This is a genomic window from Mesorhizobium sp. M1182, from assembly GCF_040318335.1.
Taxonomy (GTDB): domain Bacteria; phylum Pseudomonadota; class Alphaproteobacteria; order Rhizobiales; family Rhizobiaceae; genus Mesorhizobium.
On sequence record NZ_JAMYMD010000030.1, the window covers coordinates 45,566 to 71,084 of the forward strand.

34 protein-coding genes are annotated in these 25,519 nt (G+C 61.9%); 9 read left to right on the top strand and 25 right to left on the bottom strand.

Annotated features, from left to right (window positions below; genetic code table 11):
- Nucleotides 1-131: 131 nt before the first annotated feature.
- The 4 genes from NKH33_RS26120 to NKH33_RS26135 all read right to left on the bottom strand — a co-directional run bounded on the left by NKH33_RS26120 (nt 132) and on the right by NKH33_RS26135 (nt 1,726).
- Nucleotides 132-359, bottom strand: a complete 228-nt coding sequence (locus NKH33_RS26120; protein WP_352474214.1) for a DUF2934 domain-containing protein — start codon at nt 357-359, stop codon at nt 132-134.
- A gap of 86 nt (nt 360-445) precedes the next feature.
- Complete coding sequence (locus NKH33_RS26125; RefSeq protein ID WP_352452715.1) at nt 446-658, bottom strand: hypothetical protein; 213 nt, start codon at nt 656-658, stop codon at nt 446-448.
- Nucleotides 659-780: 122 nt separating this feature from the next.
- Nucleotides 781-1,086, bottom strand: coding sequence for a DUF1236 domain-containing protein (locus tag NKH33_RS26130; RefSeq protein WP_352474210.1), 306 nt, complete (start codon nt 1,084-1,086; stop codon nt 781-783).
- 343 nt (nt 1,087-1,429) lie between these two features.
- Nucleotides 1,430-1,726, bottom strand: coding sequence for a hypothetical protein (locus tag NKH33_RS26135; protein WP_352474209.1), 297 nt, complete (start codon nt 1,724-1,726; stop codon nt 1,430-1,432).
- 168 nt (nt 1,727-1,894) lie between these two features.
- On the opposite strand from NKH33_RS26135, the gene NKH33_RS26140 reads away from it, so the two are divergent.
- Nucleotides 1,895-2,170 (top strand): hypothetical protein, encoded by a 276-nt coding sequence (locus NKH33_RS26140; protein WP_352474207.1) that lies wholly within the window; start codon nt 1,895-1,897, stop codon nt 2,168-2,170.
- 14 nt (nt 2,171-2,184) lie between these two features.
- Here NKH33_RS26140 and NKH33_RS26145 read toward each other — a convergent pair whose 3' ends face one another.
- The 6 genes from NKH33_RS26145 to NKH33_RS26170 form a co-directional block, all read right to left on the bottom strand.
- Nucleotides 2,185-2,484, bottom strand: coding sequence for a hypothetical protein (locus NKH33_RS26145; protein ID WP_352922168.1), 300 nt, complete (start codon nt 2,482-2,484; stop codon nt 2,185-2,187).
- Nucleotides 2,485-2,655: 171 nt separating this feature from the next.
- Entirely contained in the window at nt 2,656-2,979 is a 324-nt protein-coding gene (locus NKH33_RS26150) for a hypothetical protein (protein ID WP_036245970.1), read from the bottom strand.
- Nucleotides 2,979-3,182, bottom strand: coding sequence for a hypothetical protein (locus NKH33_RS26155; protein ID WP_352491004.1), 204 nt, complete (start codon nt 3,180-3,182; stop codon nt 2,979-2,981). Before NKH33_RS26155 ends, NKH33_RS26150 begins: the two co-directional genes overlap by 1 nt.
- Nucleotides 3,167-3,436 (bottom strand): hypothetical protein, encoded by a 270-nt coding sequence (locus NKH33_RS26160; protein ID WP_352773023.1) that lies wholly within the window; start codon nt 3,434-3,436, stop codon nt 3,167-3,169. Before NKH33_RS26160 ends, NKH33_RS26155 begins: the two co-directional genes overlap by 16 nt.
- Nucleotides 3,436-3,648: a hypothetical protein gene (locus tag NKH33_RS26165; protein ID WP_352474200.1), complete on the bottom strand. Its 213-nt coding sequence runs from the start codon at nt 3,646-3,648 to the stop codon at nt 3,436-3,438. The genes NKH33_RS26160 and NKH33_RS26165 overlap by 1 nt, the downstream gene beginning before the upstream one ends.
- Before the next feature lies 1 nt (nt 3,649).
- The gene (locus NKH33_RS26170; RefSeq protein ID WP_352922170.1) at nt 3,650-4,447 is read right to left on the bottom strand and encodes an N-acetylmuramidase family protein; all 798 of its coding nucleotides are present in this window, start codon (nt 4,445-4,447) and stop codon (nt 3,650-3,652) included.
- Between the two features lie 152 nt (nt 4,448-4,599).
- On the opposite strand from NKH33_RS26170, the gene NKH33_RS26175 reads away from it, so the two are divergent.
- From NKH33_RS26175 to NKH33_RS26195, 5 genes are all read left to right on the top strand, one after another.
- Nucleotides 4,600-4,785 (top strand): hypothetical protein, encoded by a 186-nt coding sequence (locus tag NKH33_RS26175; protein WP_352474196.1) that lies wholly within the window; start codon nt 4,600-4,602, stop codon nt 4,783-4,785.
- A gap of 133 nt (nt 4,786-4,918) precedes the next feature.
- Complete coding sequence (locus NKH33_RS26180; RefSeq protein ID WP_352491000.1) at nt 4,919-5,101, top strand: hypothetical protein; 183 nt, start codon at nt 4,919-4,921, stop codon at nt 5,099-5,101.
- A 178-nt stretch (nt 5,102-5,279) separates the two neighbouring features.
- Nucleotides 5,280-5,447, top strand: a complete 168-nt coding sequence (locus NKH33_RS26185; protein WP_352922172.1) for a hypothetical protein — start codon at nt 5,280-5,282, stop codon at nt 5,445-5,447.
- Nucleotides 5,448-5,600: 153 nt separating this feature from the next.
- A complete protein-coding gene (locus tag NKH33_RS26190; RefSeq protein ID WP_352452704.1) occupies nt 5,601-5,774 on the top strand; it encodes a hypothetical protein in 174 nt (57 codons plus the stop codon).
- A gap of 563 nt (nt 5,775-6,337) precedes the next feature.
- Nucleotides 6,338-6,802, top strand: coding sequence for an acyltransferase (locus tag NKH33_RS26195; protein ID WP_352501167.1), 465 nt, complete (start codon nt 6,338-6,340; stop codon nt 6,800-6,802).
- Here NKH33_RS26195 and NKH33_RS26200 read toward each other — a convergent pair.
- From NKH33_RS26200 to NKH33_RS26270, 15 genes are all read right to left on the bottom strand, one after another.
- Nucleotides 6,791-7,504, bottom strand: a complete 714-nt coding sequence (locus tag NKH33_RS26200) for a class I SAM-dependent methyltransferase (RefSeq protein ID WP_352819314.1) — start codon at nt 7,502-7,504, stop codon at nt 6,791-6,793. The genes NKH33_RS26195 and NKH33_RS26200 overlap by 12 nt on opposite strands.
- Nucleotides 7,505-7,689: 185 nt before the next feature.
- On the bottom strand, nt 7,690-10,893 hold the full coding sequence (locus NKH33_RS26205; protein ID WP_352922176.1) for an SGNH/GDSL hydrolase family protein: 3,204 nt from the start codon (nt 10,891-10,893) through the stop codon (nt 7,690-7,692).
- A 156-nt stretch (nt 10,894-11,049) separates the two neighbouring features.
- Nucleotides 11,050-11,400, bottom strand: a complete 351-nt coding sequence (locus NKH33_RS26210; RefSeq protein ID WP_352541126.1) for a hypothetical protein — start codon at nt 11,398-11,400, stop codon at nt 11,050-11,052.
- Between the two features lie 1,113 nt (nt 11,401-12,513).
- Nucleotides 12,514-12,954: a hypothetical protein gene (locus tag NKH33_RS26215; protein ID WP_352835196.1), complete on the bottom strand. Its 441-nt coding sequence runs from the start codon at nt 12,952-12,954 to the stop codon at nt 12,514-12,516.
- An 87-nt stretch (nt 12,955-13,041) separates the two neighbouring features.
- Nucleotides 13,042-13,338, bottom strand: coding sequence for a hypothetical protein (locus tag NKH33_RS26220; protein ID WP_352472061.1), 297 nt, complete (start codon nt 13,336-13,338; stop codon nt 13,042-13,044).
- Nucleotides 13,339-13,341: 3 nt separating this feature from the next.
- On the bottom strand, nt 13,342-15,069 hold the full coding sequence (locus tag NKH33_RS26225) for a hypothetical protein (protein WP_352922178.1): 1,728 nt from the start codon (nt 15,067-15,069) through the stop codon (nt 13,342-13,344).
- Nucleotides 15,070-15,253: 184 nt separating this feature from the next.
- Nucleotides 15,254-15,967 carry a hypothetical protein gene (locus NKH33_RS26230; RefSeq protein ID WP_352922181.1) on the bottom strand — a complete coding sequence of 238 codons (714 nt, stop codon included), beginning with the start codon at nt 15,965-15,967 and terminating at the stop codon, nt 15,254-15,256.
- Nucleotides 15,967-16,458 carry a hypothetical protein gene (locus NKH33_RS26235; protein ID WP_352922183.1) on the bottom strand — a complete coding sequence of 164 codons (492 nt, stop codon included), beginning with the start codon at nt 16,456-16,458 and terminating at the stop codon, nt 15,967-15,969. Before NKH33_RS26235 ends, NKH33_RS26230 begins: the two co-directional genes overlap by 1 nt.
- 2 nt (nt 16,459-16,460) lie before the next feature.
- Nucleotides 16,461-17,129 carry a hypothetical protein gene (locus tag NKH33_RS26240; protein WP_352922186.1) on the bottom strand — a complete coding sequence of 223 codons (669 nt, stop codon included), beginning with the start codon at nt 17,127-17,129 and terminating at the stop codon, nt 16,461-16,463.
- Nucleotides 17,130-17,334: 205 nt separating this feature from the next.
- Nucleotides 17,335-19,788 carry a phage tail protein gene (locus NKH33_RS26245; RefSeq protein ID WP_352922189.1) on the bottom strand — a complete coding sequence of 818 codons (2,454 nt, stop codon included), beginning with the start codon at nt 19,786-19,788 and terminating at the stop codon, nt 17,335-17,337.
- On the bottom strand, nt 19,785-20,387 hold the full coding sequence (locus tag NKH33_RS26250) for a phage connector family protein (RefSeq protein WP_352922192.1): 603 nt from the start codon (nt 20,385-20,387) through the stop codon (nt 19,785-19,787). Before NKH33_RS26250 ends, NKH33_RS26245 begins: the two co-directional genes overlap by 4 nt.
- Before the next feature lie 284 nt (nt 20,388-20,671).
- Nucleotides 20,672-20,917 (bottom strand): hypothetical protein, encoded by a 246-nt coding sequence (locus NKH33_RS26255; RefSeq protein ID WP_352750282.1) that lies wholly within the window; start codon nt 20,915-20,917, stop codon nt 20,672-20,674.
- A gap of 210 nt (nt 20,918-21,127) precedes the next feature.
- Entirely contained in the window at nt 21,128-22,117 is a 990-nt protein-coding gene (locus tag NKH33_RS26260; protein WP_352770671.1) for a Coat protein, read from the bottom strand.
- A gap of 23 nt (nt 22,118-22,140) precedes the next feature.
- On the bottom strand, nt 22,141-23,049 hold the full coding sequence (locus NKH33_RS26265) for a hypothetical protein (RefSeq protein ID WP_352780654.1): 909 nt from the start codon (nt 23,047-23,049) through the stop codon (nt 22,141-22,143).
- A 217-nt stretch (nt 23,050-23,266) separates the two neighbouring features.
- Nucleotides 23,267-23,839: a hypothetical protein gene (locus NKH33_RS26270; protein WP_352770668.1), complete on the bottom strand. Its 573-nt coding sequence runs from the start codon at nt 23,837-23,839 to the stop codon at nt 23,267-23,269.
- A gap of 120 nt (nt 23,840-23,959) precedes the next feature.
- Here NKH33_RS26270 and NKH33_RS26275 point away from each other — a divergent pair, with 120 nt between their 5' ends.
- From NKH33_RS26275 to NKH33_RS26285, 3 genes are all read left to right on the top strand, one after another.
- Nucleotides 23,960-24,148, top strand: a complete 189-nt coding sequence (locus NKH33_RS26275) for a type II toxin-antitoxin system HicA family toxin (protein ID WP_352638347.1) — start codon at nt 23,960-23,962, stop codon at nt 24,146-24,148.
- Between the two features lie 4 nt (nt 24,149-24,152).
- The gene (locus tag NKH33_RS26280) at nt 24,153-24,554 is read left to right on the top strand and encodes a type II toxin-antitoxin system HicB family antitoxin (RefSeq protein ID WP_352541138.1); all 402 of its coding nucleotides are present in this window, start codon (nt 24,153-24,155) and stop codon (nt 24,552-24,554) included.
- A 195-nt stretch (nt 24,555-24,749) separates the two neighbouring features.
- A complete protein-coding gene (locus NKH33_RS26285) occupies nt 24,750-25,067 on the top strand; it encodes a YMGG-like glycine zipper-containing protein (protein ID WP_292654509.1) in 318 nt (105 codons plus the stop codon).
- The last annotated feature ends 452 nt before the right edge of the window (nt 25,068-25,519 follow it).

Below are 25,519 nucleotides of genomic sequence, written 5' to 3' on the forward strand. Positions count from 1 at the left end.
GCGCCAATCGGGCTTGCCATCGCGGGCTTGCGGCAGCAGGACCGGTCAGGACTGGTTTTGCTGCCGATCATGGAACGATGTATGGGCCGACCACCCGCGAGATCCAGCGTTGGAATCAAATCCGCTTGCGTTCACGCTTTACGTGGTCGCGCCTTGGATTTGCTTCCGTCCTTGCTGGCGGCCGGCTTAGGCTGGCGTGCTTTCGGCTTCGGTCGGCTGGCGGTCTCCGGCGCGGCGGTTTCTGCGTCGATTTCGGCGGTAGCCTGATCCCAATGCTGCTGATGCGCCCCGTCGGGCCTGCCTGCCTGTTCCCAGATCGCGTGTGCTCGCTGGCGAATCCGTTCCTGCCTGTCCGTCACTGATACCTCCGTCGGCTCGGTTGATGCGTAAGCAACCTTGTTCTAGCTGAAATTTCGACCGGCGTCTTGAGCGGCAGGCGACACCGTCATTGAACCTCTCTGTCACACAGGACGGCGACCCCGAGGAGCGCCGCCTTCTTGATGATCAGCCCTTCAAGGTCCGCGTCCGAGCGCTCGGTTCCGGTGCGTTCGCGCAACAGTGCTATCGCCGCCTTCATCGACAGCAGGCCATCGCCTCGTTCAGCAAGCAGTTTGTCGACGGCTGCGGCCACGTTGACCGGCTCGACATGCGGCAGCATGGGAATGGCTCCTTTCCTTGTTTCGAGACGACAGCGGCTCCTCCGATCCCTCGGGATGGAGCTCTCATTTGATAATTTAGGCCATGACCTTCCAAATCCGGTTCGCGGTTTGGCAACGCCGATCACTCGATGACCTGCACGATCTTGCGGGTGTCTGGGTCGACGAGCACGGTGCGATTGCCGACGACGACGTATCTGTACCGCACGTCTGGAACATCGATCGGTTGCAGCTCGACCGTATCGGGCAACGTGGAACCGATATTGAGCTCCACCCCCAGAAGACTGATCGACGCCAGCGGGTGCTTGTGGACGTATTCGCGGATGACCGTCTGCTGTTTGGGCGTGACAATCACCTGGTCCGCGGTGGCCACGCCGACGCCGGCAAGCAACGCCAATCCCGCCGCAGCAGGAACAAGGTGGATTTTCATCGTCTACTCCTGTTGTTACGGGCCTCGCCCTTACAATTGCGACGCGGCATTCCGGTCGAAGCGGCGAACCCTCTAGGCAAACGCCCACGCCACCTTGTTGTTCCGTAAGTGGCGGCTAATCGAACAGCGGTGAAGTGCCCGCGCGATGCGGCGAATGGACTGCGAATGAGCTTGCGGTGGCCCGCGTCGCAAGACGCGGGCCGATCGGTTTCCCGATCAGCAGCGATACCGGAGGGGGGTGATATCTACTGCGTCTGAAATAACATTTAGGACAAGCTAATGTTCCTCAGCGAGTGCAACAAACCTGCCGGCGCGAGCGGCGCGAAGTTGCCGCTCGTCGCTGCTACTGCTTTGGCGGCTGTGGCGGCACCTCGCCGGGCTTGATCACCGGGGTCTTGCCCTCATCCGGCGGTGGCGCCGCCATGCCCTGATCGCCCGTTGGCGGCGGCTTCAGGACCCCACCGCATGGCTCGAGCGTATCGGACAAATTGTTGCCGGCCGGCTTCTGCTGTTGGCTGTTCTGGTCCGGCGGCTCGACTTTGCAGCGGTCGGATTGCGCCTGTTCGCCCGGCTGCGCGGCCGCCGGCACCGCCAGCAGCAGCGCACCTAACATGTACGGCAAGAAAATGAGCGGTCTCATGTCGAGCTCCTTTCGCGCCAGTATCTTCTGAATGTGAAGGCGGGCCGGCGCGATTGGTTCCGTCGTGCGGCAATGCGCGCGGACCGCAGCGGCCCGGAACCGGCTGCCAGAGTTATGAGTTCAACCACTGAGCCAATTCGGGGCCGCTGACATTATGGAGAACCGGCGATGGAACCGCGCAGCAAAGAACGAACCGACGACGAGACGGAGAGCCCGACGATCCAGCAGCAGGACTGGGATGCCATCCGGAGCGGGAGAATCCTCCCTGACGGCGTGCCGCAAAACGGCGATATTCGCTATGACGTCGAGAAGAGCGGCGAACTGCCGGAGGAGGACGACGACAACGCTTACCAGGACAGCGACGAGGCCTTGCCGGACGATACGGATGAACGTGTCATTTCGCGCGATCTCGCACGCGAAGGTGGCCCTTTCGACGAGGAATGAGCCGCCGCCTGCTTTCAATTCGGGAGGTCGAAGAGCGGCTCCTGGCAGCGATAGACCAGACATTGACCGTCACGCGTCTTGATATACGCGGCGCGCGGCACCTGCGGCCAGTCGCATTCATTGCCGAATTGGCGGACGTAACGGTCGTAGGTGTTCTGGCCGGTGGTGAGCACGACAGAGCGATGCCTCTGGATCAGAAGCTGCGTCTGTTCGCATGTCATCGCGCGGCTGTCCGGCCGCGCGTCGGCCGTTGCGGGAAACAGAAGCGCCCCGGCTGTCAGGACTGCCGCTTGTGTCTGGACCTTGGCAAGCATGACACCATCTCCCATGCCTAACGCGCATCTTGGTCGGGCAGCGCCGGATCGAGCCGCCCTGTCGCGAAAGAAAGATCGTACAGAATGCGAGCAAAAATGCAAAAAGCCCGCCGCACCTTTCGGCGCGGCGGGCTCCAACTGAACGTCACTATTTCGGCGGGCTTGGGCGGCTTATTCCTCCTTCACCGGCCCGAACCGGCGCACGATAACCTCGAAGACGATGTCCGAGATCCACATCGCCGAGACGCCGATGAGGAACGCCGCGGCCAGCGTCGTGGTGTCGTCGTCCGGAGAAGGAATGGGCAGGCCGGCGGCGCGGAAATAATGCACGACCGGCAGCGTCAGATAGGCCGCCGCCAGCGCGCCGCAGATCGGCGAGGCCACCATTTCGCGGACCTTGTAGCGATGGCGCGACAAGGCCCGCAAAATGCCGCCGGACAGGCCGGCGACCAACACCGGCGCCTTGATGCCCAGGACGTCGAGCAATTCGTGCATCATGGCGTCCACCCGCACCATCTGGCGCCCTGCCCGTTGAAGGCGTTCATCTCGTCGAGCTCGGGCCGGCTCATGGCGGCAACGACCGGGGAGGATGGCCGGCGCGGCTGGTTGTGGTCGCACCAGACCTGGCGCGGATTGCCGGCCGGCGCGGTTGTCGTGCAGCCGGCGAGCACCACGCAGAGGATCAGCGCCTTGCCCATTTCTCAGCCTCCGCCCTTGCTGCCGCATCGGCCATGCCGGCGGCCTTGCGCTCTTCGGCGGCGGCCTCGCGCCTCATTTCCAGACGATCCTCGGCGGCCGCGACTTTTGCCTCTGCCTGTTTGACCGCCTCCTTCCTCGCCCGGTTGATGCCGCCGGCAACGTAAAGGCCGATGCCGCCCGCCACAGCAGCGAATGCCGTCATGACGACCCTGTTGCCGATGATGGCGCTGAGAATGCTGAGAAGCGCTGCCATCACAAGTCCTCCGCGCGGCGGCGGCGCAGGAACTCGGTCAAAACGCCGTTGATCACAAGAAACCAGGGGAACCATTCCCCCGGAACGACCGGCGAAAGAACCTGCGGGTCGACATAGGTGACGATAGTCGCGATGACGCCGATGGCCGCCTGAAGCCGCGCCCAGAATATTGTCTCGCTGTCGCGGAAAAAGCTCTTGATCCGGGTCCACATGTCATTTCCTTCCGAATAGCTTGAGGATGGCTGATAATTTGAGGATGGCGGCGATCAGCGCTGCCCAGAAGCCGGGCTTGGCGACAGCCACGGGAGGTACAGAGGGCGTAGCGGTCGCTTGGGGAACGGCAATTGGCTTAGCGGGCTCTGGCGGGACTGCAGGGGTGACCGCCGATGACACCGGACCGGCAGACGGCCAGGGCGTGTCCTTGATGCGCGACCATTTGCGATAGGCCTCGGCAAGCCTGGTATCGTAGGCGTTCTTGCGATAGCCGGCGCCGTTGTAGCCCTTGGCGAATGCCGACCAGTCATGATTGCGCAGATTGTCGTCGAGCCGCTTCTCGACGATGAAATCGATCGCCGCGCCGAGCTGCAGCGCCTCGTCCGCCATCATCGCCTCGGCCATCGCCTGCACGGTAAGGAAGCCTGCCGCCATGAAATTCTCGCCGAGAACCTGGCCCAAGCCCCACGAAGCGGATTTGAGCGCCGCGGTTTCGTCGATCGCACAAGCTGCTCTGAGCCGTGGGTAGCTATCCCTGGGATAGGGCTTTGCGCCCCACTTCGGATAGGCGAGGCCGGCGGCTACCGCTTGTGCCCGCTTGGCACCCGACAGGTTGCGGTAGAAGACGTGCGGTTCGAACAAGATGACCGGCCGGCCAACGGCGTCGAAGCCGTGCCCGCTGGTTTCAACATCGAGGAACGCGTGCATCTCGTCCTCGCCGACGCCGATCCGGGCGCCGAGTTTCGGCAAGTCTATATCATCGAGGCGCCTGGCGGCGCCCCTGAACGTCATGTCCATGGGCAGTCCTTTCCGCCCTTGCGGGCAAGGTTTTGAGGTTGAAAAAGCAGATGCGCGGCGGCAAAGCAGAATTTGGCGGCAGCCCGCGCCGATGTGGCAAGCAAGGTTGATGTTTTCGACCCGCCGTGTGAAATGGCCGCGGGATGGTGCACATGTCTGATGATGAACAAACCGCTGCGGCACGCTGGTCGGTGAAGTCCGAGCTCCGCGCCGTCGCTCGCGACAAGCCGTTGCTCGCGGTGCTGGCGGCGATCCTCTGTCTCTATTGTGCGTTTATCGCCGGACCGATCGTCTATGCGGTGCTGGCCATCAACGGCATTGCGGATTTCTTCAAATGAAGCCGGTTCCGGCGATATCGCTGCGGTCAGGCGCGCTGCGTTTTCGGCCCCGAAATTGCTCGGGCTGAATGAAATTGCCTAGCCGGGATGAAACTGTTCCCGTCTATCGTTCGTAGCTTTAGCGGGAGGACACGTGACGATAAGAATCAGGCTTCCGGGCGGCACCTTGAAGATCAAGAAAAGGAGCGAGCTGCGGCGCCGCGAGCAGAACCGCGAGGTGCCGGTTTGGCAGGTCGGCAATTACTTCGTCATCTGGTGGCCGAGCGGCGTGTCCGATCGCCCATCCTCGCCCAGAAAATCCTCGCCCAGGAAATAGCCCGCGCACCCGACGATCCCGACTGGCACTGGCGCCCCCGTGCGGGATCGGGAACCGCCGCGTGCGCCCAAACCTCAAGACCGCTCGACTAGTCCCAGAAATAGTCAGCGGGCAGGCATTGACTCTTCCGCAGCGGAAGGTCTCTGATGCTGCATTGCACAATGGGGTGGCGGAATCGATGGCGGTGCGTATCAGGATGCCTGGCGGCACACTGAAGGTGAAGGTGTACCGCGAATTGCGCGACCGCGAACGCGCCCGCCGCATACCCGTCTTCAAGATCGGCCGGATCTATTTCACCTGGTGGTCGAACCGCCAGCGCCTGATTGATGATCAGTCGCCAGGATGAAGCTCCTTCGGCCGGCCCTGCCCGCCTGGCACCGCGAAGCCTCCGCAGCTCGCAAAATAAGTTGATGATCCTGCTGTTGACTCTTCCGCAACGGAAGGTCTCTACTTACCGCATTGCACACAATTGCTGCGTTGCACAACGGGAGTTGAACCGATGGCAGTGCGTATCAGGTTGCCTGGCGGCACTCTGAAGATGAAGACCTATCGTGAGTTGCGGGCCAGGGAACGCGACCGCCGCGTGCCTGTGATGAAGATGGGCTCGCTGTATTTTGTCTGGTGGTCGAAAAGCCAGGACCCTCACCAGAAGCCGCAGGACAGCAGACGGTAGCCCGCCGGCGCGGTGGGTCTGCGTCGGCGATGAACCCTGACAATTCCGAAATACCGCCCAGTTGTAGGATTTCTGGTCGGCCTGCTGTGCCATTGTTGGTGCGCACAGCATCCCGAGCGGCCCTCGCAGAGCAATTCTTCTGACGTCTTTTCGGCGATTTAAAACGGCGTCCAGACTGGCGGCCGCGGGCGTTTTGCAAGCTTGCAAACCGCCGCCGCTTGTCGCAATAGCTAGGCCGTGAGGAGTCGCATGGATGATGGAGACTGACCTGCTTATTGCGAACAGCCAACTTCGGCTGTCGGTTCAGTTAGCCGAAGGGCAACTAATCCCACCCATAATCCCTGATACTGACCTCGAAGACGCGGCGCCGGCATTCTTCGAAGGGGTACACCAACATTGGAAGCATTTCAGATTCTTTGAGCAATCGCAGCCTTTCGCTGAGAGGTTGTCCAAGCCGCACTTCGACCGTAACTGATATGCCATTCGTTCCATCATTCCTCTACCGCCTAGCCGGCATCAACTCCGGTCCCGCGACGAAGCTAAGTTTGCGGAGCGTCCGCAGTTTGCGGCGAGGCAAGCATGCGATCGGCGAAGAATGCATCATCAACGGCGTCTTTTCCTTCGATCGCGCTGATGCAAAGATCACCGTGGGAAAAAGATCCTATATCGGCAAGAGCCACCTCGTCGCGGCTGAGAGGATCGAAATCGGGGATGACGTGATCATTAGTTGGGGTACCACAGTCGTCGATCACAACTCACACGCGACGGGTTGGCAAGACCGCAAGGAAGATATCGCCGACTGGCATCAGAGAAAAAAGGACTGGTCAAAGATCACCATTGCGCCAGTGAAGATTGAAGACAGCGTCTTTATCGGCTTCAACGTCATCATTCTCAAGGGCGTAACGATCGGCAAGGGATCGGTCGTTGGTGCGGGGTCTGTCGTCACAAAAGACGTGCCGCCCTTTAGTATGGTTGGCGGTAATCCTGCAAAGCAAATCGGCGGCGCTGCCGCTAGATCAGCGACTTAAGCACAGAGCTCCGGCCATGTAGGCCATGCTGCGCATCGCCATCTTGGGTGCAAACCTGAGAAATTCGGTCCGCAGTCTGTGTTTTACCCATCCTTTTTTTTCGCCAGCCAGGTGCTGTTCATAGGCGAGGTCGTGCGCAAAAACCTTTAGCCGTTCGACCTTCAGCCCGGACGTTTTGAGAAGGTTTTCAAACGTTTGGGTTGTGTAGAAGTTGATATGCCCATACGGCCCTGACATCCGAATGGCCTTGCTGAGATCTCGCGTATGCTCCAAAGGCACTTCGATATACAGCTTCTTGCAGACCCGAGCCGCCTCCCTGAGAAACATCCGTTCGTGTTCGACGTGTTCGACGACGTGAATGGCAAGCCCGAGATCGAACGACTTGTCGGGATGAGGGATGTGATAGCCGTCGAATACGTCGATGCTGGCCAGTTTGGCGATTTTTCTTGCCTTGATAGCCTCGACGCCGCTCTTCGAAATCTCGACGGCGCCAAGCTTCTTACCGAGCCCCTTCCTGTTCAGCTTATCCAGCACCGCACCTTCGCCCGCCCCGATGTCAAGAATCCTGTCGAAGAACTGGCCTTGAATGATCGCTTCGATGTGCCCGACCGACTGGTTCGAAGCTATGTCCCGTTTTGCGGCTACTTTTCCATCGGCGTAATAGTCATCATAGATGTCGATGATGCTGCCGGCATGCGCCATGGGACAATCCTCCAAGGATAGCCCCCGCCGACCTCATCCTGCCATTGCCTGCGAACGGCGTCCAGCGTCGACTACGGCGCCGCCTGCCCAGACCTCAATGAGACCCTCAATGTCGCCGTCAGGAACCGGGATTTCACGGCTGCGTGCCGATTTCGCCCTTGTGCTGAATAGCAGATGGCATTGGGCTATCCCCGCTCCGCAACTTGTTCGATGAAGCGCAGCGCATTGCCGTCATGGCCGGCATCGTTGAAATGCAACCCCTCTTGGTAGTTCCCAGAGTTGATGTAATCGAAGCCGTCGATCGGGATGGTCAGCACGTTCCGGGACCTGTAGGTCTGTCGGATTGCGCCGAGAGCGGCGTCATAAGTTCGGCCGCCGGTGTAGCTTGCATCCCATGCCGCCGAAGGCCGCGTCGGCGGCATGACAAGGATACGCGGTGCAGCGGCCGCTTCCAGCGCGTTGATGATTGTTGCGATGTTTGCCGATATCGTGGCTGGCGGCGTGCCAAAGCTGTCATTGATGCCGAGCGCCAGGATGGGCACGATCTTGCCGCCGGCGTAGCCGCATTGAGCGGCGGCCGATGTAAGACGCGCAGTGTTGAATGACGAGAAGGCATAGCTGCCGTGTGCCGCGCGCAAGGTGCGCAGGCGCGGACGCGAGCCGGCCGCCTTGACGCCAAGCCTGATGAGCCCGGTAATCTCGACAGGACCGCCGACAGCCGTAAGAGTGTAATTGCCGCTTGCCGCCTGCGCGGTGAGCGACGGCCCCGAATATCGGTCAAGCGCCAGGGCGCCGGCGCAATTGACGGTTTTATAGGCCGCGCCGCCGTCGAAGGCAAAGGCAAGTGAGCCCTGGGCTGCGTCCTGGGTGTAGTGGACGTCGACCTGTTCATAGGCGCCGGTGAACGACAGGGTCGCGCCGGCCGCTAGGATGATGCTCTCGCCGATCGGCCCGCGCGACCCTGTCGACACGCTGCCGGCGACAGTGACGCCATAGAAGGTCGGAACGTAGGTAGAGCTTGGCCGCAAAGCAGTCATGCCCGGTTCATCGTCGGCAATGCCGATATTGGCAAAGCGGGTAACCAGGTTGAACCAGTGTTTCGGCCCGTCGCTGGCAAGTGCCCAAAGGCCGATGCTATCGGCGATCAGGCAGAACACATCGTTGTTGGCAATATGTTCGGCCATCTTCGCGCGAAAGCCGTCATAAAGATTTTGCAGCGACGGCTGGCGCGGAATGAAGAAGCGCTTACCGTTGACGGCCGGCTTGCCAGGTCCCCAAAAACCGTCGCCAGATGCAGGAATGGCCGTCAAAGCGAAATTCCCAGGCGGCACATAGGGATTAGGATGAGCGGCGGTCGCCGACGCAAACAGCGCGGTCGCATCAACGACGCCATTCGGATCTGCGCCAGCCAGCAGATTCATGCCGTCATTACCGCCGCCCCGGGTCAAGGCGCGGTCGGCATCGGCGAGCAGACCGGTTTTGATCGTAAAGCGAAGCTCATATCGATGCTGGGCGGACGATGCTACGGTCGCGCCAAGCGACAGTGCGCCTGCCTTGATCCATGCCGGGATGCCTTGCGGGTTGACGCTGTTTTGAAACTTGTAGGCGCCGCCGCTGATCGCCGGATATTTGCCGGCTGGGATTGGGATACCCAGCGGAATATGGGCGACCCCGTTGATCAGCGTCACCGCATATGTGCTTAGGACGTTGACCACCAACCCGCCGAGATAGTCCACTACATGAATGAGCGCAGCGCCGGCGCCAGCGCCAGCGCCAACTTCGACCGCTGTAATATAGCCGTCGGCCGGCGCTGGCGTCTGCATGATGACGCTGTAGCTGCCCGGAACGTCCGACCCGGTGTTGACCAGCGCCGGCCAGCCGATTTCCTGGCTAATGCCGACAGCGGAGACGAGACCGTTTGCCGTGGAATAGGCAGCGCGCGCCTTGACGGCGACTTCGCCGGTGAAGGTCGCCTTCCACTGCGGGCCATTTGCCGCGCCTATGGTCTTGGCAGTATGCGAGGTCGGTACCACCGCTGTGAACCACTCGACTCCACCGTTCGGAATTGCCCCGGCAGTATAGTACCAGCTGCCAACTCCAGTGCGCTGGACGCCCATGACGCTCCCGGCCGGCTTCAGAATCGCGAGTCCCGAAACAACTGACGACGGGCCGGCTGGAACGGATATCGTTTGCTCGGAAACAAGGCTAAGCGTCCCGTCGCCCTCGAGGTGGGCGAAGACAATATGGGCTGTCCCTGGCACGGCGCCGAATCCAAGCTCCAAGGTCGAGAGATATTCATCGGCCGCAGACACCGATCCAGGCCAGAAATAGACGCTGTCGTTGGTAATCAGCGTGCCGCCGACAGAACCAGTGATCGGAACCGGCCCAATCGCCCGCGAGCTGATCAGGGCAATTTCCGCCGGTGACGCACGAATACCCGTATCGACGGCAATCGGGCCTGTCCCGACGCTGTGAAGCCCCACAATGCCGGCGCTGACCTCCGTCCAGAAATACTCGCCGACATCGACATTCCTGCCCAGCACCGCCGCTGCGGCGGCGCCGGCGAGCCCTGCCGACGCCGCAAAACTGAACGTCGGCGCCACTGTGTAGGAGCCCGGCGCCGTGATCAGTATCTGCGTCAGCGCCCCGCCCGCCACCACGAAGCGGCCGGCGGCGCCCGAACCGGTCCCGCCGGTAAACGCCAGGTCGAACGTGCCGTTGGCGCCGCCGGAGCCTGGCGTGATCGCACCGTTGCCGGCGACGCCGAAGCCGATTGCCGCCGCAGTCGTCGGGAAAATGCCCTTGCCGTAGAGCGAAGCGTCGCGTGCAGCCTGAGCGCTGATGACGGCGGCCGCGGCCGCGACGGCATCGGAATTGGTGGCAGCCCGGTCGGCTGTGGTTTGTCCGGCATTCGCGGCGGAAGCGGCGGCACTGTCGGATGCCTGGCCGGCGCTGGCTGCGGCAGCATCCTTCAGCGCCTGGGTTTCATCGCGCAGCGCTTCGACCTCTTCGACCACATCGGCGATGTCGGGCGGAACGGATGCGGCGATGGTGATGGCATCGGCGCCGATGGCCGGCTCGTCGGCCGTGAACTCGAACACGCGGTCGGCGTTGACCGACCCGACCTGGGTGTGAACGGTCGTGCCCTTCTGCAGGGTGCGCGTAGAACGGGCGTCGGCGGCGCGGAACCAGTCGCCTTCGCTCGCCGTGTAGATGCCGTTCTGCGTCGGGTCGGCCTGGTCCTTGACCAGCACGCGGTCGCCGATTTCGGTCGGCACGCCGTCGATGGCCTGCAGGCCGTGCAGGAGGATGTCGGCCGTGGTTGCGAGGCGCACGGGTTCGCGTTCGCCGGTCAGGAGACGAACGGCGGCAGTTGCAGGTCGGGACATGAGGGCTTGCTCCATAAAAAAAGCCCCGCATAAGCGAGGCTGGAAGGGGGTTCGGTGCTGTCGGTGGGAGACTTAAGCTACGCGGCCGGACACCGCGCTATCCGGCGCAGCCGGCGATTTACATTTTCCGGACGGAGAGCGGCAACGCGGTCGAGACTACAGCAGCCCGCCAATGAGCCTTCTTGTGCCCCTCATGGCCGCCAGCCCGCAGGCCATGCCGGCGCAGTCGGCGACCCAGTCGAGGATATCCATATCGCGCGCGATCAGCTGCACGCCCTGAAGCAGCTCGATCGCCGCGCCGGTAATGGCAAGGAGCACGACCAGCCTCGTCTTGTGTTCCGGCCAGCCGAGGCTTCCAAGCGCCGCCAGCACCGCGAACGCCGCGGCGTGGTTGAGCTTGTCGTGCTGGAAGGTGAAGCCCATGTCCAACTCCTGCAGGAAGCGCACCGGCGAAAGCGCGAGCAGGAGGACGCCGGCCAAGGTGAGCAGAAAAACGATCCTTGCCATGGTCGAAAAAGAGTCCGTGCGCAACAGGTCAATCCTTCATCTGAAACAGGAGGCGATCCAGGAGGCACCGCCAAACTGACCGCTCGGCGGTTAGCAGGCCATAAGCCAGGATCGTGACCACAATCAGACCGCCGGCACGTTGCGTGCCTGGTCGCCATTTCCGGCGTGCGCACTCACCAGTGATTGCGCCAGTGCTGATCCGGTCGAACCGAGTGCCGGGCTTGCATCCGCGACGAGCCACGGAGCACGCCAGTACATCACTTCGGGAGCAACGAAAGCACGTTCTCGTCAAGGAACTGACGGCGCTTGCCGACAAGCGGCAGCCGATCACTCTCGAAGTTCCGGCAACACCCTTTCGTCGAGAAATTTGAGACGGCTATCCAACATTTCGGCGTTGGCTGGGCTAGGCGGCACGTTGACCGGGATTAGATCTGCCACCGAGTCCCCCGTCGCGCAGCTTCGACCCACTCTTCCATGGCGCCGATATATCCATCCAGCGCCTCGTATGGAGTCTTGGCGTCTACCGCCGGCAGATATGTCGGGGGCACATCGCCGACGATTACCCATATCCATGGGTCAACTTCCGGCCTGCCCGGAACAATCTCGAAGAGAAAAATATAGGTTATGCCGTCGGCCCCGTATCCAAGGTATTCCCCCTTGATGTCTGAAACCCAATCATAGAAATCAAGATATTTTCAGGGCTTCCAGACGTGCAGCATCAAGCTCTTCATCGCCTGTGCTTTTGTCAGTCGACGGCAAGCGGGTGACGCTGGTCAAGTCGGGTTTGACGTCGCTATAATTTCTCTCGACCACTTGTGTTCCCTTTCATTTCTTGCTTGAGCCATCTTCTTCTTGCCCAGCGAGCATAGTCTCCTGCATCGCCATGGTGTTTAATATGATCTGCTCTCGCACGATGCGTGATGTTTGAGAGGTGATCTGCCCCCCGTCGGCCAGCGCTTTCTCGTGAGACACATCCATATTCCGGCCCGTGGGCTGATTGGTCCTTGCCAGAACGCTCCGTGCGAAGTGACGCCCCGGTTTCTTGCACCGCTGTCGGCTCCGCCGCTCAGCGTCGCAATCACCCATGTCAACCGTTACAATTGGAAGTCGAAACTAACTCCGCTCCGATTCTGGGTGTTCGTCGAGGGTTTTGCCTCGCCTCCATGGCGAGGTTTTTGTCTCGCGCCAAGCATACCAGCCGTAAGGTAAATCAGCCAACTGCATAATAGTCTTGTCTTTTTCAACCATATTTTTCAGGCTTATGATCATAATATCGCTTTCATCGAAATCTTCGGATTCATCCGCGTGAAACTGCCATGATCCGTCATCATCATCATGCACGACGCGAGCAACCCACCTACCATTGCGTATAGCTTTCCTGTTTACAAAAACAGCTACGTTCTGGGGGTCTTCAAACTTCCATTTAGTCATCACAGCGCCTATTTGTTCCACTTTCTCTGTTTCGAATTCTTGCAACCATCCTTGCATTGGTGTAACTATTCGATCCGGGAGTCTTTGTCGGATCAACTGGAATAAGCGGATCGATGTGATCAAACTGTGATTCGTTGGCGGAGGAGTAACACCTTTTTTTACTTTCACCGGGTCAAAGCAGAGTAAACTCCGCTACCATTCAGAATGTGTTTAGGTGATTTTGTCGCGCTTCCATGGCGAAGACTTTGTATCGCGCCACGCACGCCAGCCTAACGGCAAATCCGCCAACTGTGCAACAGTTCCATCAAGCTCGACCACCTCGACCAAGGCCACTAAAATTAGGTCATCTTGATCAACTTCAGCTTCATTTCCGTAGAATTGCCACGACTCATTATCGTCGCCGTCATCATCATGTGACACATACGCAATCCAGCCGCCCCCCCTAAATATCTTCCGAGTCGAAATAACGGCTGTGTTTTTTGGGTTTTCGAACTTCCATTCGGTCATATGTCACCTATTTGTTCGATTTTCTATATTCTCAAACCCAGCCGTAAGACGAAGATTTTTATAGCTATTTGATCCTGACGATTTTGTCTTGTCAGCGGGATTAACCGGATCTATGTGACCGATATGAGCTTCGTTTTTTGGAGGAGTTACGCCTCTTTTGCTTTTCTTTGCTGGAATTATTTCTATACCACTCTCATCCGATCTCAAAATTCCATCATTCACCCTTTTATTTTCCTCGAAAATAGCTATCCTCTGCTTCTTTGTTGGATCCTTGCCGGACGCAACGTTGGGAGGATCTTCCAAATGCGTATAGGGCCTCCTTATTTCTCGGGCCTTGCCGGTCGAGATCGGAATCTCTTCTGCATTGACAGAAACCGGGGGAGCCCCACTATCCAGTACGATATCAGGTTTAGCATTCGCAGAACGCCCGGCAAGCCTTGCCAACACCTGGCTGCCAACTGCACTGAGCCCTTCGGCAAGGACATTGCCGCCCGCCCCCCAAAGCGCGCCGTTGGCAATTCCCCAGGGGACGCTCTGTCCTGTGTTGAAGGCGTATGCCCCGCCATAAGTGCCACCCGCCACACCCCCGACGCCAGTTCGGGCAGCAAGACCGATCAAGCCGTTCTCTGCCGCCGCGCCAACGCTTGCCCGGCCCAGCAAACCGAACAAACTCTCCGCCAGGCCATATCCGCTTAAGCCGGTGCCGAGGGCTTCCGCCGCCCAACCGGCCGAACCGGCCCGGTCCTCGGCGTCCTCGGTCTTGGCCTGTTCATCTTCGAGGAGGTTCTGGTAGTTTCCTCCGGACCAAGCGGAGTCCAGCCCGGCGGAGATCGCATCCGCACCGCCGGCGGCCGCGCCCTTAGCCGTGAGGCGGCCGACATCCGAGAACGCCAAGCCGAATTGCTGTAGCCACGGCATGGTGCTGTACTGGGCTTGGGCCGGATGTTCCCCGATCCACGCCAGCCTGTTCTTGAGCACTGCAACCTGGGCTTCCAACGACTCTGGCGCGACGTTCGGATCTTGGGCGGCCTTGGCTCGCCACTGGGCTTCCGCCGCCACAGAAATCTGTTGGGTTGTCGCCTTGCGGGCATCAGGATCGCGAACCGCCAGGACGATCGAACTCAACTTGGCAAGGCGCTTTTCGAACGGCACGCCTTGGTCGATGTATTTCGCCGCCTGCTGGCCAGCTACAGCCCAGGGCATTGGCAGTATTCGGTCGAAGCCCAACTCCTGCTGAGCAGCGACGGCCCAGGTGACGGCAGCCTTATAATCCTCAGGAGCTGTGATCTTATCCCAGTCCGGAGCATGGTTCGGGAACAGTTGGCCGACGTAACCGGCGGGATCGGCGCGCCTGGCACCCAGCACCAATTGCGCGGCGCCGGCCCTTATCTCATATTGCTCCCGCTCTTCCGGCGAGCCGTAGGGGCCGGGTTCAAAATCCCGAATCTGGGCGTGTATCGCCTGGTTCGGGACGGGTCGCATGTCGAAAACCGCGCGGCCGATATCAGCCGTTATGTCGAAGGCTTGGAGACGCTTGCCGCCATCTTCGGCGCCGTACACGGCAGTGAAGTCTTCGGCACCCGGTGTCTTGCCAGAATAGCTGCCGGTATTGGCAATGGCAGCCGGCGCGTTCTGCAAGGCGATGTCGATGTTCGTGCGCGCATCGACCAGGCTTGCCACAGTCGCTACCTGCGCCTTCTGGCCGAGACCCTGAACCGTGTCCGGCGACAAGTCGGCAATCCAGGGTCCTGCGGCAGCCCAAGCCGTATTTCCGACGGGCCCCACGGAACCCGTGCGGATAGGTGTTTCGTCGGACGGAAGGCCACCTACGGGCGCTTCGCGCGTCGCCAGCACGCTGGACCCACTCGCCCGAGGCCCACTCACAGCCTCGACGGTATCGTCCTTGGTCCTGCCGTCAGTCGCTCCCGACCGCCCCACCCAGCACCTCCGCGGCACCCTTCGGGTCCTTGGCGATCATCGCCTGGGCGAGCGCCTTTGCCGTGTTGGCGCGCCAGGCGGCCTCGGCGGCCTGCCGGGCCACCGGGTTGCCCATCTTGCCGATCAGCTCGAGCCCGCTCTGCCTGATGGCATCGAATGTTTCTGTGTCGTCCGGGTCGCTTTGCGCGATGGCGCTGGTATAGCCGTCCTCGACCTTGCTCCACTCGGCCTGCTCATAATTCTGGCGCCGCGCGTGCTGCTGCGCCGCCATGCGTGCCGAGCCGGCGAGCCGCAGAGCCTGCTTTTGGGCGAGGAAATTGGCGCGTTCGCCCTCCGGCACTTTCGCCACGGTGTCGTCGAAGATCTGGTCGAACAGGCCGGGCTTGACGACGCCGTCGCTGCGCGGATCGAGCTGGCCATACATGAAGTCGTGCAGGCCGCCGCCGTCGGCCGGCGCGGTCTGCACCGCCACGGCCTCGGCATGCGCTATGCGTGCGTTCAGCTCGCGGCCGATAATGTCGGCATCGAAAGCGTCCTGCTGCTGCTTCTGTTGCTTGAAGCGCTCGGCAATCGCCGAGAGCTCGTCGCCAAAGCCTTGCATGGCGGCGCCCACCGGCGAGCCGCTGGGATAGGAGGCCACAGTGCCGGTATCGAGGCGGCGCTGGGCAAGCTGGAGCGGGATGGTGGCCATCAGTAGAGGCCTCCACCCGGCGCCGGCGGGAAGGCGCTTCTGCCGAACGTCACCGCCTTGGCCGGGTCGTAGAGGCCGGAGATGCCCGACACGAGGTTGCCGCCGGCCTTGAAGATCGAGGCGCCGACCGCCTGCCTGCCGGAAAAGCGCGCGATCGCCGCTTGCGTGGCGAGACCGTTCTGGCGCAGCTGCGAGCCGTACTGGATCGCCTTGAGGTCGAGCTGGCCCTGCCTCGCATTGGCCGCCAGCACCTCGGTCGGCGAACCAGAAATAGCGACGCCCGAAGCGCCGGCCTGGGCACGCGCCTGCGCCTGCAGCAGATCCTGCTTGTGGCGCTCCTGGCCCTGCTCGAAGGCCGAGCTTTGGGCGTCGGCCCGCGCCTGCTGTTCATAGGCTTTGGCCTGGTACTCGGCCATCTGCTTGGACTGCTGGCCTTCCGCCAGCGCGCCGCCGACCGAAAGCGCCGTACCGATAAGAGCTAGTGTGCACATGGTCAGCCTCGTTCGCCGGCGGGAATGAATTTGCTTTTGATGCCGTCGACCGGCGCACCGATCGAAGGCCGCCGGTCGAGCACGCCGCCCGGGCTGAGGAAGGACAAAAGCAGTCGGTCGGCCTGGATCGCCGGCCGGCTGAGACGCGATGGCGCGGCGGCGCGCGGGCCGGCCATGGCAGTGCGCCGGATGGTGGTCAGGTTGACTCTGACCCCGGCAGCGCCGTCGGCATCGAACATGCCGTTGGCGATGATGGCGCGGCTCAAGGCATCGGCCGCGAACAGTTCCTGGCGCAGCTGTTCGATCAGCCAGTGGATCGTGCGCCAGCGCTCGCCGAGCGCCTCGGCGTTTGTCCTGACCTCGTCGCCCGGCGCGGGCGTGGCGGCGACGGCTTCGGCGGGGGGTTCGTCCAGGGGGGCGCCAATGCGGCGCTCGTCCGCGTCCTCGATGGTTTTCTCGATCAGCGCGATTTCAGCGTTGCAGTCGTCCAATGCGGCACGCGCCGCCGTCAAATTGCCGGCGCCGAAGATCGCGTCAAACTTTTCCGTTTCCAGCTCGCCCTTGCGGGCGATCGCATCGTTGAGGTCGGTGTCGAGCAAGGCGCGGATGGCAGCGAAATCGGCAGCCGTCCGCGCCCAGCCGAGGTCTTCGGCATGGGGGAGTTGAGTCACGGGTGGGTTCCTTGGTTGGGGAAGCGATGGAAGACGGAGCGGGTGATCTCCCCCCTCGAGGGGGAGATGGCCGGTAGGCCAGAGGGGGTCGTCTCGCGTGGAGCTCCAACCCCCTCAGTTTGCGATAGGAGGCCGCGTCAGGACGAACCGACCCCTCTGTCGCCTTCGGCGACATCTCCCCCTCGAGGGGGGAGATCAGCAGTTTCTAAGGCTCGGCGTCGAACACCGGTGTCATCGCCCTGATCGTGCAGGGCGTTGGATTGACGTGGCGGATCTTCACCCGCCCCTGCCCTTCCCAGCTATCGTCGATCGGCACCTCGACATTGCCGGTGAACAATTTCGCCATGCCGTCGGGTGCAACCACAGACGGAATGCGAACCTGCTCCCAGCGGCCGCGGATGAACGACTGGACCTGAAGCCCGGTTGTGTCGGTTTCCAGCAGCGAAAGAATGAGCTTGGCCACCTTCTTGCGCCGCCCGACGATCGATCCGTCGCGACCGCCGACGTCGAGCTCCAGCGTGTTGGCTTCGGACTGGTAGCCGAGCCCGACCTGCCATTTGGCTGCCTTAGCCCCACCGGGCAGCGAGACCGCGCCAGCGGCCACAGCAAGGCCCTTGTAGACCTTGCCATCGGCCAGGACGTCGGCTGTTTCTCCGTTGAGATGATCAAGCCCCGAGACCGTGCCCACAGCGACGCCGCCATAGGTCAGGCCGCAGTCGACTTCGAATGCATCGCCGATCCCGCCATACTCAAACGGCGCGGTCTTGATTTCGATATAGCGCCTGGTCACGCCGCCGATCGTGCGCTTGACGATCAGCCAGAGATCGTCGTTGCCGTCCTGGCCGGGCGTCACCACGGCGCTTTCGACAACGGCCCAGTTCGATCCTGCGAAGCTTCCGGCGATCTGGTGGATGTGCATGCCGCGAACGTCCTGCGACGGCTGGTGCGTGTAGCCGCCGAGTTCGCCATCCCCGAGCGGGAACCAGAGCAGCGGATCGGGGTCGGTCTGGAAGGCGAGTTCGACGACGCCTTTCTTGGGAATGTGCTCCGATATCTGACCGACATCGTCGGAGGTGAAGCGGCCGGTGGCGTTTTGCGTCAGCTCGGCGATCGATTTCCGCGAGCGGGTGACATAGAGGAACGACTGCCCCGCATCGACGGGACGCAGCGGGGCACAACCGAAAGTCCGCGACCGGCGGTTCTTGAACGAGGACGGCGTCAGCGCCTCGTCGATGCCGGAACCCGACAGCGCCCTCACCCCGCCAAGCGTCCCGATGATCAGCGCGCCGTCCGATTCCGCCACCCACGTAATGTCGTTGGCCTGGCCGCCACCTGCCTGCACGAATTCCAGCGCGTCGGTGTCTTTCTCACCGGTGGCGAAGTTGTCGAAATCGCCGGTTTGCGAGGCATAGACCGAGAATTTTCGGCTGAACGCCAGGCGCTCCTCGTAAAGCGAACCGCTCTGGACATACTTGCCGGGCACGAACGTGCCGAGACGCCAGCGAATGATCGGGCTGAGATCGGGCAGAGCATGCCCGTACAACTGGACCGTGACCACCGTCGTGCTGGTCCGGGCAACGACCTTGGCCCAGCGCCAGAAGCCATCCGCGCCAAGCAGACGAATGGCGCGGCCGATATCGCTGGTCTGGAAGCCGATGCCGTCGTTGATGCCGACGATCGAGGAGGCCGAGAGATCGAACGGCGTTTGCGACGGCGCGTATTCGTGCAGGGCCAGTTCGGCGATAGCGGTTCCATCGCTGCCGCCACCTGAAAACAGTAGCTGATAATATTCGTAGGCAACCGTGTTGTTGAAGCCGTCGAAGAAGCGGGTTTCCGACTTGGACCAGCCGGTCTCTCCGTCGCGGCTGTCGAGCGTCGTCCAGTCGGTGCCGTTGTGCGAGGCCTGGAATTGCCACTGGGTCGGCGATGCAGTGTCAGAGTGATCATTCGTGGCGGTAATCCAGTAGGCGTCGACCGTCTTGGCCCCGCCGCCGAACTGGTAGCGCAGATACCCGCTCGGAAAGCCCGCTATGTTCTCCCCCTTCTGCTTGTCGCCATCGAACACCTGCCACACGTCGGATGAGCCGTTGCTGTTGCTGACCGTGCCGCTTGGCAGCGTATTCGAGGCCATGACCGGCATGGCGTTGCCGGTTGCGGCCGGCGTTAGCGTCGTGGCCGTGGTGTTGATCTTGTCGTAAGGGCCGTCGAGAAAGACGAAATCGGCCAGCGTCCAGGTCGTGTGCGCGGTGCGCGTCAGCACTTTGACCGGATGATCCTTGTGGGTGATCCACATCTGGTCTGCCGACTGGACGAATTGCAGGTCGAACAGATCGGGCTCGGGATAAGGCGAAACGACTTCGACCGTGCCGACACGCGCGCCATAGGCGTAGACGCGGATGTAACGATCGCCGAATTCGAGCGCATAGGCCTGGTCGGCCGAGAAGATGAACGGGATCAGCCGTGTCGCCTTTGACGGAGCCTTCACCTGGGCGCAAAAATACGTGCCGCCGCGCTTCCTGATGCCGCCATGCGGCAGCGTGACGAAATTCATGCATTTGGACAGCGCCGCCCGGTAAAGATCGAGCGAGGCGCGAGCATGCAAGCGGGGAGAAATCTCGCCGCGGATGAAAGCATCTTGGACCGGATAGAGCGTGGTCATCGGCCGACGCCCCGGCTGTCGCCGCGCTGGAAAGCCCAGGACGTCGTCGAAAATCTGCCGCCGCGCTGGATGGCATTGGCTGAATAGGCGGCGTCCAGCGCCCTGTCATAGGCGCTGCGTGCGACGTCGATCATGCTGGCCTTGTGGGTCAACGGATGCGCGATCTTGATGGCGAGCGCCGCCACCAGCACTTCGGTGAACAGCGCGTCCCAGTCGTTGGGGTCGGTCAGGTTGGCGACATAGCGGATGATGCGCGGCCCGGCCTGATCGGAATAGACCAACCCGGCCTCCTGCCGCCATGAGAGCGGCACGCCGTCCGGCTCGCCGCTATGGGTCAGCGGCAAGGGCCGCAGGCAATCGGCGGGAAGCTCATAGGCGAAGTTCAGCGTGCCAGCGCCGCTGCCGGTGTCGAAGCCGGCGACCGAGGCCGCCAGGATGGCGAAGACAAAGGCGTGCTTGGTCAATTCGGCCTCGCGGGTCAGGTCAAAATGCAGATTGAGCAGGCGCGCCGGCTTGGCGTCCTGGTCGAGGCTGTCGATCGGCGCCTCGTCGAGCACGGCGAGCGCCATGTTGGCGATGTAGAGCGGGGTGATGGCCATGGCTCAGGCCTCTGTCTGTATGGTTGGTCGGAGAAAACGGGGCATGGTGCCTCCACGGCAAAAAGCCGCTTCGAAGCGGCTGGGGATTTTTTGTGATTTGTGGCTTGGGCAGAACGTTGCACGTCTCGTGCATAGAGCGTCACAACGCCAACCGCCCCGTCAGGACACGGGTGGCAGGCGCTGCGTGATCCGTCTCTTTTCCGGTCGAAGCAAGGAAGCAATGCTTCGGCTATTGCGGTTCACGACACCGCCGCGCAACGCGGCGATGTCTTGCCTGAATTGTGTCAGCCGATGCATGCGCCGGTCGAGATCCCTGTTTCAGCTGACTTGGCAAAGACGCTTGCTTTCACCCTTCCGGCACCTCCCGCCAAAGCCAAGCCCCTGTCCAGGGCGTCCTGAAGACTTGGCGTGTAGTAGGCGGTGTCTTCCAGGCCGCTGAAGAAGTTTATGCGATGAACTTCCCCCTTCTTACTCATGACAATGCCCGCTTTTCGGAGCACTTCCTGAACTGTTTTGTACTTCATGTTCATGGTGACCTCCCTTACCAAGACAAGGCAGCATCGCCCTTTCTTGTAACTGTTTGGTGCCGTCGATTGGCCAAAGGGCAACATGAATGTTGTAGCGAACGCCAAAATTCACATCACTCCGACGCAGCGCAGCGGGTGAACTTGCGGGTCGCCACGGTGGCCGACCTGGCGTCCAGAAGGGGCGGGACGTCTGATGCCCGCCCCTTCGCCCGATCAGGCCTCGGTCGTCTTCAGCGCGATGAACGTCATGTGCTTGACGCTCGACGCCGTGCGGTCCCAGTTTGCCGCGAGTGCCAGCTCGGCATCGGTGGCGAATTCGCCGGCCGAGGACGCGTCGAGAAAGCGGGTGCCCGGCACATGCGGCACGAAATGCCGGCGGCCGACCATTTCGGTGACACCACCGCCATGGCCCTGCCGCGGCTTGCGGTCGAACTCGAGCGGCCCGCCTTCGGTGTTGACCGGCAGCTCGTTCCACAGGATCGCCTTGTCCTTGAACATGAACGCCGTGTAGACGCCGCCGGCAACCGGAATGTCGTCGTCGACGACGGCCCTGAGCCCCATGTAATAGGGGATCAGCGGCCCGCCCTGCTCGGACGACGGCACATAGTCGATGAGGTCGGCGAGCTTCAGCGCCTTCATCTGTTTCGAATGCATCCAGATCGTCTTGAACTTGTCGGCGCGGTCGCCCATCAGATAGGCGGCCTCGATGATGTCGGTGTCGACGATGGAGGCGCCGGTGACGCGCACCAGGTCACTGCCGTCATTGGCGATGTTGTCGGCCAGCACGCCTTTCAGTATGCCCAGCAGCGTCAGCTTGTTGGCGCGCTGCCAGTAGTCGGTCTGGCGGCGCACGATAAGCTTCTGCGGATCGTCGCCGGCAAGGATCGAGGTCAGATCCGGGATGCCCCAGGCCTGCGCACGCACATTGCGGGCCGCGACTTCGCGGCGCGCGCCGATCTTCTTCATCTCGATCGAGTCGGCCGGGTCGTCGTTGACCGGCTCGGACGGATCGTTGCCGAGGTCCTTCCAGCCGGGCATGTCGACGGAACGTCCGCCCAGGCTGAGCTTCGAGGCGATCGACGGGTCGGAAAACAGGATCCCGGCCTGGTAAATCTCCAGCGACTGGACGTGCTCCTCGAACGAGTATTGCGCATAGACGGACGGAACGATCGCGTCCGCGATACGGGTATAGACGTCTGCCATTTTTGTCTTCCTTCAGGTTTGGGTTAAAGAGGATTGTTGGGCATCCACAGGTCGGGATTTTCGCCGGCCTCGCGTGCCAGCCGCCGGGCGCGGGCGGGGTCGCTTTTGACGAGCGCCGAGATGCCAGTCAGGTTGCGCTCGCCGGCGGCATTGCGCTTGAAGGGATTGCCTCCGCTCAAGGCAGCATTGCCGTCGATCGTGTCTTCGCGGAACATCGCCTCGCCGATGGCGTGGAACGCCTTGGCGATCTGCGGGTCGGTCAAGGCGCCGTCCGGCAGAAGGATACCCTTCGCCTTGTAGGCATTGACCAGTCCGAGCTTTTTCATCGCCCGGTTGGCGACCTCGAGCTTCTGGCGAAAGCCATCGCTGCCGGTCGGTCCCCAATCCCTGACGAGGTCGTCATGCGTCGTCTCGACCGAGCGGGCAAGGGCGATCTGCTGTGCCTTGGCCTGCTCGGCCATGTAGCCGACGAAGCGGTCGTGATAGGCCTGTGCGACCTTCGGGGTAGCACCTGCCTCGACCGCCCAGGCCTTGGACGCGTTGGCGAGCTCGTCCGAATAGGCGAAGTTTTCGGGGAGCCCGTCGGGGCGCCGGTACTCGACCTTGTCGGGCGAGGTCAGCGGACGCATCGCCTCGGGCAGCCGGGCATGGAACCTGTCCCAGTCTTCCCCAGGTGCGTCCGCGGCCGGAACGCGCAGGCTCTCGCCCTGCTGCCGCTCCAGCTCCGCATAGGAGGCGAAGACCCGATCGAGGCTTTCAGGCTTGGTCCAGCCCTTGGTTTCGGCGAGCTTGCGGTTGCCTTCGGAAAGACCGTCAAACCAGCTTGTGGCCGTGGGCGGGGCGGACCCGTTTTCGCCGTTGGCCGGTGGCCGTGCAAGGTTGCCCGCCGGTGGCGCCGCCACCACGGACCCGGCGTCTGCCAGATCTGTCATGAGAAGATTCCTTTTGTTACAGAATTAAGGGCCGGTGATGAGAGCAGTGGCGGCGAAGCTTGGTATCTCCCACCTCGAGGGGGAGATGGCCGGCAGGCCAGAGGGGGTAGCCGCGCGTGGAGCGCCGACCTCATCTGTCGCCGGGCGTCGCGCCCGTCGAACCGACCCCCTCTGTCGCCTTCGGCAACATCTCCCCCTCAAGGGGGGAGATTAGCGCCTACGCATTATCGCCCCAGTTCTCCCAGAGCAGCGTGATGGTGCCCGACACCGCCATCGTGCCGTCGGCGTCGATATCGGTGCCGGTCGCAAACGCCAGGTTGAGATAGAGGTCGACCGGCGTCGCGGTGCCGTCGAGCGTCAAGGCTGCGGCAACATCGGCAATCGATGCGCTCGACGGCGCGGCACCCGCGCCATCCAGCGTACGGCCGGTCGCGCCCAGCACATTGACCATGGTGCCGGCAAGCACCGCGCTCGATGCTGCCGTCGAGCCGAGCGACCAGGTCAGCGCGGCATTGTCGTTGATGGTCGACGCGCGGGTAGTCAGCACCGCGAACTGCAGCCGGGCCGTACCGCCCCTGATGCGGATCTTGCCATCGATGAAATCGAACAGCTTCTGGCTGGCATAGGCCAGTGCATCGGTGACCGGCACCGGCATGGCATTGAAGGAGAAGACGGTGCGGTAGGCGCCGCCCTGTCCGGTCGTCCTGGCGGTGAGCCCCGCCCTGGGCGGGGCAAGGCCGGCTTCTCTGGCGGCGGCACGCGAAAGCGTCCGGGCAAGACCTCGGGTCATTTGATTTCTCCATTTTTGGGATTTTTCGGGGATTGAAAAAGGCAGCGATTGGACCGCCGCACGCAAACTGCGGCAAATCCTCATGGACATTTGGATCAGTTATGTGTATTTATACACAACATGAAGGGCGCCGATGTCATCCACAGGCTGTTGGCGGATGGCTGGTACGAAGTGGCTCGAAAAGGAAGTCACGCCCAGTTCAAGCACAAATCCAAGCCGGGCCGGGTGACAGTTCCGCATCCCAAGCGCGACATCCCGATCGGCACTCTCAAGAGTATTGAAAAACAATCCGGCGTGAAGCTGAGGTAGAGAAATGCGGAACTATATCGGATTGATCCACAAGCAAGCGGACAGCGACTTCGGCGTCTCCTTTCCCGATTTTCCGGGCCTGGTGACAGCCGGCGTCAACCTGGATGATGCCCGTGCCATGGCCGGGGAAGCACTGGCCTTTCATGTCGAGGGGCTGGTCGAGGATGGCGAGGCCATTCCCGAGCCGTCATCCCTGGAGGAAGTGATGTCGGACAAGGACAATCTGAGCGGTGTCGCCATCCTGGTTCCCTTGAAAGCTGAAGCTGCGAAGGTCGTGCGTGTCAACGTCACCATTCCGGAAGATGTCCTCGATCAGATTGACCGATATGCGGAGCGCCACGGCTACAGCCGATCCGGATTTCTGGCCGCTGCGGCGAAAAAGGTAATGCAGATCGAGGCAGCGTAGCGCTCTCGAAGGCGCGACTGGAGATGAAGCTCTTTGGGTCTTGTTCGGTTACTTTCTTTGCGGATCAGGCCGTCAGACAAAAACAACCATGTCTTATTTCGTGAGGCACGGTGCCTATGTTCCGCCGCAAATGCGACCGTACTTGGCAAAATCAGCCTGCGAATTAGTTCATAGACTTCAAGGGAGTATCAGACGATGACCATGTCCAGAGCCATTGCCGCCATGTTCGTAACCGCCGCGCTGGCAGGCTGCGCGCAGACCGAAGCACAGCAGAGAACCAGCACCGGTGCGCTGCTCGGCGCCGGCGCCGGCGCGCTTGCCGGCCAGGCGATCGGCGGCAACACCAAGAGCACGGTCATCGGTGCCGGAGCCGGCGCCTTGCTGGGCGCCGTCGTCGGCAACGCCACCACGCCGCAGCCGCGCAGCGAACAGCTTTGCCGCTATCAGGATCGCACCAGCGGCCGCATCTACACCGCCCCCTGCGACGACCGGTATTATAACGGCGATTATTGAGCGTAGCCCCTTCTCCCCGTTTTACGGAGAGGAGGTCCCGGTAGGGGGATGAGGGGCAGCGCAAACTTCTGAAATGCCGGCACCGCCCCTCACCTGCCTGCCGGCATCGCTCTCCCCGTAGAACGGGGAGAGGGGCGCAGCGTCAACCTCGCGCATCCGTTTCCCTGACGATTTGGTCCTTCCCCTGATTAGAGGTCAGCGCTATCGTCCAGGGCTACCCACGGGGGCGGGCAATGCGGACTATTGCAACATTGAGGCCGGCGATCCTGCGCCTCATAATCCTTTTGTCGCTTTGCTTGTTTGCAATGGAGATAGTGTGCTGAAGGTTCTGCAAAAAGTTTTGGAGAGAGAACGGCGCCTGCTCTGAGGGCGAGCGGCCATGGCACGGTGGTGACGTTGCGATCACCGATTCCCGTGGAAGGGGAAGTGCCATGACCAATCGAGACGTTAGA

What these genes read in the sequence shown, in the direction of transcription:
- NKH33_RS26125 (WP_352452715.1), bottom strand. Translation starts at nt 658, where the DNA reads ATGCTGCCGCATGTCGAGCCGGTCAACGTGGCCGCAGCCGTCGACAAA.
- NKH33_RS26130 (WP_352474210.1), bottom strand. Translation starts at nt 1,086, where the DNA reads ATGAAAATCCACCTTGTTCCTGCTGCGGCGGGATTGGCGTTGCTTGCC.
- NKH33_RS26135 (WP_352474209.1), bottom strand. Translation starts at nt 1,726, where the DNA reads ATGAGACCGCTCATTTTCTTGCCGTACATGTTAGGTGCGCTGCTGCTG.
- NKH33_RS26140 (WP_352474207.1), top strand. Translation starts at nt 1,895, where the DNA reads ATGGAACCGCGCAGCAAAGAACGAACCGACGACGAGACGGAGAGCCCG.
- NKH33_RS26145 (WP_352922168.1), bottom strand. Translation starts at nt 2,484, where the DNA reads ATGCTTGCCAAGGTCCAGACACAAGCGGCAGTCCTGACAGCCGGGGCG.
- NKH33_RS26150 (WP_036245970.1), bottom strand. Translation starts at nt 2,979, where the DNA reads ATGCACGAATTGCTCGACGTCCTGGGCATCAAGGCGCCGGTGTTGGTC.
- NKH33_RS26155 (WP_352491004.1), bottom strand. Translation starts at nt 3,182, where the DNA reads ATGGGCAAGGCGCTGATCCTCTGCGTGGTGCTCGCCGGCTGCACGACA.
- NKH33_RS26160 (WP_352773023.1), bottom strand. Translation starts at nt 3,436, where the DNA reads ATGGCAGCGCTTCTCAGCATTCTCAGCGCCATCATCGGCAACAGGGTC.
- NKH33_RS26165 (WP_352474200.1), bottom strand. Translation starts at nt 3,648, where the DNA reads ATGTGGACCCGGATCAAGAGCTTTTTCCGCGACAGCGAGACAATATTC.
- NKH33_RS26170 (WP_352922170.1), bottom strand. Translation starts at nt 4,447, where the DNA reads ATGGACATGACGTTCAGGGGCGCCGCCAGGCGCCTCGATGATATAGAC.
- NKH33_RS26175 (WP_352474196.1), top strand. Translation starts at nt 4,600, where the DNA reads ATGTCTGATGATGAACAAACCGCTGCGGCACGCTGGTCGGTGAAGTCC.
- NKH33_RS26185 (WP_352922172.1), top strand. Translation starts at nt 5,280, where the DNA reads ATGGCGGTGCGTATCAGGATGCCTGGCGGCACACTGAAGGTGAAGGTG.
- NKH33_RS26190 (WP_352452704.1), top strand. Translation starts at nt 5,601, where the DNA reads ATGGCAGTGCGTATCAGGTTGCCTGGCGGCACTCTGAAGATGAAGACC.
- NKH33_RS26200 (WP_352819314.1), bottom strand. Translation starts at nt 7,504, where the DNA reads ATGGCGCATGCCGGCAGCATCATCGACATCTATGATGACTATTACGCC.
- NKH33_RS26205 (WP_352922176.1), bottom strand. Translation starts at nt 10,893, where the DNA reads ATGTCCCGACCTGCAACTGCCGCCGTTCGTCTCCTGACCGGCGAACGC.
- NKH33_RS26210 (WP_352541126.1), bottom strand. Translation starts at nt 11,400, where the DNA reads ATGGCAAGGATCGTTTTTCTGCTCACCTTGGCCGGCGTCCTCCTGCTC.
- NKH33_RS26220 (WP_352472061.1), bottom strand. Translation starts at nt 13,338, where the DNA reads ATGACCGAATGGAAGTTCGAAAACCCAAAAAACACAGCCGTTATTTCG.
- NKH33_RS26230 (WP_352922181.1), bottom strand. Translation starts at nt 15,967, where the DNA reads ATGGCCACCATCCCGCTCCAGCTTGCCCAGCGCCGCCTCGATACCGGC.
- NKH33_RS26235 (WP_352922183.1), bottom strand. Translation starts at nt 16,458, where the DNA reads ATGTGCACACTAGCTCTTATCGGTACGGCGCTTTCGGTCGGCGGCGCG.
- NKH33_RS26245 (WP_352922189.1), bottom strand. Translation starts at nt 19,788, where the DNA reads ATGACCACGCTCTATCCGGTCCAAGATGCTTTCATCCGCGGCGAGATT.
- NKH33_RS26250 (WP_352922192.1), bottom strand. Translation starts at nt 20,387, where the DNA reads ATGGCCATCACCCCGCTCTACATCGCCAACATGGCGCTCGCCGTGCTC.
- NKH33_RS26255 (WP_352750282.1), bottom strand. Translation starts at nt 20,917, where the DNA reads ATGAACATGAAGTACAAAACAGTTCAGGAAGTGCTCCGAAAAGCGGGC.
- NKH33_RS26260 (WP_352770671.1), bottom strand. Translation starts at nt 22,117, where the DNA reads ATGGCAGACGTCTATACCCGTATCGCGGACGCGATCGTTCCGTCCGTC.
- NKH33_RS26265 (WP_352780654.1), bottom strand. Translation starts at nt 23,049, where the DNA reads ATGACAGATCTGGCAGACGCCGGGTCCGTGGTGGCGGCGCCACCGGCG.
- NKH33_RS26270 (WP_352770668.1), bottom strand. Translation starts at nt 23,839, where the DNA reads ATGACCCGAGGTCTTGCCCGGACGCTTTCGCGTGCCGCCGCCAGAGAA.
- NKH33_RS26275 (WP_352638347.1), top strand. Translation starts at nt 23,960, where the DNA reads ATGAAGGGCGCCGATGTCATCCACAGGCTGTTGGCGGATGGCTGGTAC.
- NKH33_RS26280 (WP_352541138.1), top strand. Translation starts at nt 24,153, where the DNA reads ATGCGGAACTATATCGGATTGATCCACAAGCAAGCGGACAGCGACTTC.
- NKH33_RS26285 (WP_292654509.1), top strand. Translation starts at nt 24,750, where the DNA reads ATGACCATGTCCAGAGCCATTGCCGCCATGTTCGTAACCGCCGCGCTG.